This is a genomic window from Vibrio sp. OPT20, from assembly GCF_963889365.1.
Classification (GTDB): domain Bacteria; phylum Pseudomonadota; class Gammaproteobacteria; order Enterobacterales; family Vibrionaceae; genus Vibrio; species Vibrio splendidus.
Genome location: NZ_CAWPOA010000031.1, coordinates 977913 through 985026, shown reverse-complemented (window position 1 = coordinate 985026; position 7114 = coordinate 977913). Strand labels below are relative to the sequence as shown.

Annotated in this window: 5 protein-coding genes; 3 read left to right on the top strand and 2 right to left on the bottom strand. The window is 43.4% G+C overall.

What is annotated here, in order from left to right:
- Nucleotides 1-618 precede the first annotated feature (618 nt).
- Nucleotides 619-1548 carry an agmatinase gene (gene speB / locus AACR09_RS05620; protein WP_102571075.1) on the bottom strand — a complete coding sequence of 310 codons (930 nt, stop codon included), beginning with the start codon at nt 1546-1548 and terminating at the stop codon, nt 619-621.
- Nucleotides 1548-3455: an arginine decarboxylase gene (gene speA, locus AACR09_RS05615; protein ID WP_265575723.1), complete on the bottom strand. Its 1908-nt coding sequence runs from the start codon at nt 3453-3455 to the stop codon at nt 1548-1550. Before speA ends, speB begins: the two co-directional genes overlap by 1 nt.
- Before the next feature lie 561 nt (nt 3456-4016).
- Here speA and AACR09_RS05610 point away from each other — a divergent pair.
- The 3 genes from AACR09_RS05610 to AACR09_RS05600 form a co-directional block, all read left to right on the top strand.
- The gene (locus AACR09_RS05610; protein WP_193836138.1) at nt 4017-5453 is read left to right on the top strand and encodes a coniferyl aldehyde dehydrogenase; all 1437 of its coding nucleotides are present in this window, start codon (nt 4017-4019) and stop codon (nt 5451-5453) included.
- Nucleotides 5450-6028, top strand: a complete 579-nt coding sequence (locus AACR09_RS05605; protein WP_193836137.1) for a TetR/AcrR family transcriptional regulator — start codon at nt 5450-5452, stop codon at nt 6026-6028. Before AACR09_RS05610 ends, AACR09_RS05605 begins: the two co-directional genes overlap by 4 nt.
- Before the next feature lie 467 nt (nt 6029-6495).
- Nucleotides 6496-7114: ATP-binding cassette domain-containing protein (locus AACR09_RS05600; protein WP_228010951.1), on the top strand; the 619-nt coding region annotated here is incomplete at its 3' end.

The window sequence follows — 7114 nt, the reverse complement described above, 5'->3', positions numbered from 1 at the left end:
GTGAAAATGATAGTAATAACGGTTTCAGGCTTAAATTATATTCAGAACTTATTCTCTGCATTAACAATCAATTACATAGACTGATGTATGTGATGAGTCAGTTCTGTTTCGCCTGTTTTTTTTATAGTTTACTTAACCTTAAGCCTAGTCTTCCTTATCCGAAATGTCATGTCTGTGCGAAGTGACTTCTTTTCACAAATCTAGGCATTCACTTTAGTTTGTTCATGGACTAAGCAAAAGTTTATAGGGTGTTGATTAATATGCAATAAAACGCACATCTTAATTACACCTCAAATTTTTATAAATATATACAGTAATAAAGTTGATAAATCATTAGGATTTATAGGCGATTGATAGGGTCGATATATACCTAAACCCCAAAGAAGAACTAAATCCCATATTTGAGACAAGGTGTAGCACAAAGCTGATGAGAAACTGTTCAAACACCGTATATGGCGTCAATTACATATACAACCGTTAGAGTATTGAATGGGTATGCAGGGACAATGAGTAGAAGTTGCAAATGGATATTTCGAGGTATCCAAAAAAAGCCCACTAAGTTGAAACTTAGTGGGCTTTAAAATCAGTATGTAGCGTTACGCTTTTAACAATCAAACACTATGATTTAGCGAGGCGATTTGCCGTCCAAACATAAAGCAGCTCAAGTGCGATAGTTGCACCAGCCAATGCTGTAATCTCGCTTTGGTCATACGCAGGTGAAACCTCAACAACATCCATACCGACCATGTTAATGCCCTGCAAACCGCGGATGATTTTCAGGACTTTATCTGAGTTCAAACCGCCGCATACTGGCGTACCTGTACCCGGAGCAAAAGCAGGATCCAGACAATCGATATCAAACGTTAGGTAAACTGGCTTATCACCAACAATGCCTTTCACTTGAGCAATGATCTCATCCACGCTCATGTCATTCGCTTGCATCGCATTAATGACATTGAAGCCGTGACCTTCCTGTTTATACTCAGTGCGAATACCAATTTGCACTGAATGTTCAGGCGAAATTAAACCTTCATTTGGCGCATGGTAGAACATAGTGCCGTGATCGTAACGACTGCCCTGACTGTAAGTGTCAGTGTGCGCGTCGAAGTGAATCAGAGCCATCTCACCGAACTTCTTGCCGTATGCTCTTAACAAAGGCAGTGTAATGAAGTGATCGCCACCTAAACCTAACAAAGTTTTACCACTGTTTAGAATCGCATCAGCAGCCGCTTCTAAACGCTGAGTTAGGTCTTCTGCATCACCACAATCAAACACAAGGTCGCCAGCATCAATCACCGAGGTGTATTCAAATACATTGAAGTCCCAAGGGAATTTTTTACCTTCCCACGCCAAGTTTACCGACGCACGACGAATCGCATCAGGACCCATACGAGCACCCGGTCGACCAGACGTCGCCATATCTAACGGCGCGCCCAACACAACCACATCAGCATCGTTATCAATTGGGTTCTGTACCAATGGACGACGCATAAAAGTCATCGCATTGGAATACAGCGAGTAATCTGGTTTGGTAAATAGATCGTTCATTAAAAATCCTCAAGATAGGTGTAACCCATCAAGCCTTGCTCTAACTCTTCAAGTACGCTTTGCTGCTCTTGCGCTGGTACTTTCGCCGTTACTAATTCTTTGTAGTTCTGACGAATTAGATCCATATCGATATGAACATAACGCATCATGTCTTCAACCGTGTCGCCTTCGTTGATGTAGTCGATATTCGCTTCACCGCTTTCGTCAACGTTGACCACTACGCTGTGAGTATCACCAAATAGGTTATGCATATCACCCAAGATCTCTTGGTATGCGCCTACTAAGAAAAAGCCCATCAGGTATGGTTCATCTGGGTTCCATGCAGGAACTGGCAGAGTCGTTTCAATACCTTGGCCATCAACATACTGGTCAATCGTACCGTCAGAGTCACATGTGATGTCCAATACAACAGCGCGTCGCTCGTCCGCATTATCCAAACCACTTAGAGGTAATACAGGGAATACCTGATCGATACCCCAAGCATCTGGCAACGATTGGAACAACGAGAAGTTAACAAAGAACTTGTCGGCTAAACGCTCGCTCAACTCATCCAAAATAGGACGGTGGTAACGGTTCTTAGTGCTCATACGAGAGCTAAGTTCGTAGTTAATACGCAAAGACATCTGCTCTGCCCAAGCACGGTGCTGAAGATTCAGCATGCCTGTTGCAAATTGGTTGTGCGCTTCTGCGATATCACTTTGCGTGTCGTTATAGATCTCGATCAACGCTCGATCATCGTTACCTGCATCTAGTTCTAAAAAATTCTTCCACATGTTGTTTAGCAACATTGGTGCATCAACTTCAGGCGCAGCCATATCTTCCGGAGAATAGCTTTCTGTACCGATCACGTTAGTAACAAGCACAGCGTGATGCGCAGTCAACGAACGACCAGATTCAGAAATGATCACGGGTTGTGGCTGATTGTAGAGCTTACAGATATCCCCTACTGTCATCACAATATTGCGAGCGTACTCAAGCAAGCCGTAGTTCATTGAGTTTGAAGATTGACTGCGTGTGCCGTCGTAATCAACCGCCAAACCACCACCAACATCTAAGTACTTCAATTGAGCACCGATATCGCGCAGTTCACAGTAGAAACGAGCTGCTTCGCTCACACCATTTCGTACATCACGAATATTGGCCATTTGTGAGCCAAGATGGAAATGCACTAACTCTAGAACATCCAGTTGATCTTCTGCTTTCAAGCGTTCAATAACGGTCAATACTTGTGATGCAGACAAACCGAATTTCGACTTCTCGCCACCACTTGCTTGCCATTTACCTGCGCCTTGAGAAGCAAGACGAATACGTAAACCTAAACGAGGTTTCACGCCAAGCGCTTTCGCTTCAGAAAGAACAAGATCAAGCTCAGAGAGCTTCTCTAGAACGATAAATACTTTATGACCCAGCTTTTCGCCAATAAGAGCAAGACGGATGTATTCTCTGTCTTTGTAACCGTTACACACGATCACCGAGCTCGCTTTTTGAGCCAGTGCCAATACCGCTAATAGTTCCGGCTTGCTGCCCGCCTCTAAACCAAGCTGCTTCTGCTCTAATTGAGCTTGGCTCGCTAAGATCTCGTCAACCACTTCTTTCTGTTGGTTAACTTTAATCGGGTAAACAAGTAGGTAACGGTTATCGTACTGATATTCGTCGATCGCTTGGTTGAATGCGTTACAGATATTGTGCACACGTTGATGCACGATTTGAGGAAAACGCACAAGAGCAGGCAAACCAATATTTCTCTGCTCTAACTGTTTTACGATCTGACTAAGAGGAACTTGATGATCGGTTTCGCTCGGTGAAACATACACCTCGCCATTATCATCAATTCCATAAAAACCTTGGCTCCAGTGCTTTACATTATACTCAGCACGGATGCGTTCCAAATTAACCGAATTTTCCAATTCTAGAGACCTCACACTATAGGGCCATCGACAGAAGATACCTCATTGGAATAGCGAGGTATAACCCAACAAAAAACGTTCGAAAACGATTTGTTGGCTGCATTAACCGATATTATTAAGAGTGAGTCCAACCATTGATATTTGTGGTTACGATTACGTTTTTTTATCGACGATCCGACTTAAAGTGACAGGTAAGGTATTACAAGGTTTTAGGCCAAAAAACAGGCTGAAGCGCATTAGATTTAAAGCACTTTCTAACAAAAAATCAGGTGAATAAAATACCAAAGACTCATAAAATGCTTGGCTAATCTGGTCAAGTTAAGTCAGGGTTGTCACAAATATAACCACTTATCTACCAGAACTCTCGCTATCACAAACACAACTTGTATCCCACGATTCGAGGCCTATAAACACTTCGTTCTTCCTACTAAAACTCGCTCACTTCAATGTTGTAACCGCTCAATTTTTGAACTTTTCTCGCGCATATCTTGTATTCGGTTCGATCTTCTTGTAATTTCAGCTGACCAACCAATCGGTCAGCTTTCGAATTTAGGGGATACTATGAGCCATAATCTAGACCTTGAACCAACCACGTCGAACATCAACGACATGGATAAAATATTCAACCGACAAAAAGATCACTACCGCAGTAATGTTAATCCAACGCTTGAGCAGAGAAGAAAAAACCTCTCGGAATTAAAAGCGTTGCTAATACGCTACCAAGAGCAATTGATTGACGCAGTGTCTGAAGATTATGGTCATCGCGCAAAACACGACAGCTTGATTGCTGATATCACCCCTTCTCTTCACCAAATTAATTACAGTGATAAGAACCTTAAGAAGTGGTTGAAGCCATCACGCCGCAAAGCCGGTTTGATGCTGACGCCAGCAAAGATAACGGTTCATTATCAGCCTGTGGGCGTTGTAGGCATTATCGTTCCTTGGAACTTTCCTATAATGCTCTCTTTAGGTCCTCTCATCACTGCGTTAGCGGCGGGCAACACTGCAATGCTCAAGATGTCCGAGTTTACTCCTGCGACCAACCGAGTTTTAAAAGCCATGCTGGCCGAAGGCTTTAGTGAAGATCAAGTCGCGATTATCGAAGGTGAAGCGGATGTTTCCGCTAAATTTAGCCAGCTCCCGTTTGACCATATTCTATTTACTGGGTCGACCTCTGTTGGTAAGCACGTAATGAGAGCAGCAGCCGACAACTTAACGCCAGTAACTTTGGAGTTAGGCGGCAAGTCTCCAACGATTATTGCTCCCGACTTTGATGTGGCTGACGCCGTTGAACGCATCCTGTTTGCAAAAAGCTTAAACGCTGGCCAGATTTGTGTGGCGCCCGATTACATCTTATTGCCACGAGAAAAAGTCGATGCGTTCATCACAGCTTATAAGCAATACTTCAAAAAGCTGTATAAAGCAGGCATTGAGAGCAAAGACTTAACTTCAGTGATCGATATGCGTCAATACAATCGTTTGAAGGGGGTGATTACAGATGCTCAATCTAAAGGCGCAATTGTTCACACCGTCACCGAACAAGCGCAAGACGATGTAAACCACAGAATGACGCCGCACCTTCTCACCGAAGTGAACGACGACATGGTCGCAATGCAAGAAGAGTTGTTTGGCCCCGTACTGCCTATCGTTCCTTATGATTCTATTGAAGAAGCGATCAGCTACATCACAGCAAGAGAACGTCCGCTTGCTTTGTACCTGATGAGTCATGATAAGCAGACTCAAGATCTAATCTTATCGAGCACGCACTCTGGCGGCGTGTGTATTAATGATTCTTTGGTGCATGTGGCTGCAGAAGACGCGCCGTTCGGTGGCATAGGCCCTTCAGGCATGGGACACTACCATGGCATTGAAGGCTTTAAGACCTTTAGTCATGCTAAAACCGTTCTAAGTAGAGGTAAAATTAACTTCACCAAGTTAATGCACCCTCCTTACAACAATCCAGTTAAAAAGATTCTGTTCAAAGTACTCAATAGATGATCACTAAAAGACAAAAAATCCTAGATGCTGCACTCTTGCTCTTCTCTCAACAGGGGCTAGAGGGCACATCTACTGGACAAATAGCGAAAACAGCTGGTGTGGCGAAAGCGACGCTGTTTCACCACTTCGAGAATAAATCTCTATTGATTGACGAGCTGTTTCGCGAGCTGAAGTTGGAGCTATTCTCTACCCTTCAACAACACACTGATATTGCTGAGCAGGATCTCTATCAAGCCTTTAAGTTCATGTGGATCACTGGGATTGAATGGGCACTAGAAAAACCGATTGCGATGAAGTTCTTCACCAATGTTCATTTCGATCCGACGACTCAAACACGAGAAGTCATCGTCTCACAGATGTTCGCATCATTAGACGAGATCATTTTGAAAGGACAAGAAACTGGTGAACTGATGGTGTTAGACATCAACCTTGTTAGGCACTTCATCCATAGCCACTTTCTGATTTGTGCAAACTGGCTGATTGAACAAAGCGAGTCTCCGCCAGAGCAAACATCGAAGTACATCAACGATAGCTTTGATATGTGTTGGCGAGCCGTCGGTGGGCAAATACAATAGAGCTTCCGCTCTCTAGATACTCTGCTATCAAATCACTAAAGCGCCACACGGGCGCTTTAATTATTTGAACACAATTTAATCACCTCAGCATATTGACTCAGAGTACGTTCTTTCAGTACCATCCCATCATCATTTCAAAAGAGAATAACGCCATAATGAAGTACTAACATCCTGACATCCGATTTATTTTTATAAAAATCATTTGGACACTCGGGGTTAGTGGGCGTTACTTCGTCATCTATTTTCGCGACAAATCAAGCTCTTAAAGATCCGTTTTTTGACAACCTACATCTTTAAGATCAGCACCTTAAAGACAGAAATCAGATCAGCACTCTATTTCCTATCTTTGATTGGTACGCTACCTAAGTAACGTCTTTGGCGATCTATACATAGAATTCTGTGTAGGGTTCTATATAGAAAAGCGCCTCACCCCTTTTACTCGTTTACACGTAAAGGGAGGTATTTTTATGCCTACTATATTAGCCAACAATCTCTCATTCCAGCTCGATACTGGTGAGTGGTTATTCAAAGACATCACCTTTAATCTGAACACGCGCCTGACAGGTCTAGTTGGAAGAAATGGAGCTGGGAAGTCACTACTGCTTTCGTTGCTGGTCGGGCAAACACAACCCACATCAGGCAGTGTTTCCAGACAAGGGCCGATAGGCTTTTACTCCCAGTTACCTTCAAAGCTATTAGATAGTACAACCAGCATTGCTGACTTCTTGGGGATCACCGAAAAGTTAGACGCATTACACGCCATAGAACTAGGCAGCTGCGAACTTCAGCACTTCAATATCGTTGGCGAGGATTGGGATTTACAAACGAACACCAAGCAACTTTTAGCCACATTGAAAATAATCAGCGGGTTGACCACACCGTGCCATACATTGAGTGGTGGGCAACTCGCCCTGTTACAGCTTCATCAGCTGTTCGTATCAAATAACGACATACTGATCCTCGATGAGCCTTCGAATCATTTGGATAACGATGGACGCAATTGGTTACTAGAACAATGCCAGTTGTTTGAAGGCAAGGTACTTGTCGTCAGCCATGATCGAAGCTTATTGAGACAAATGGACGGGA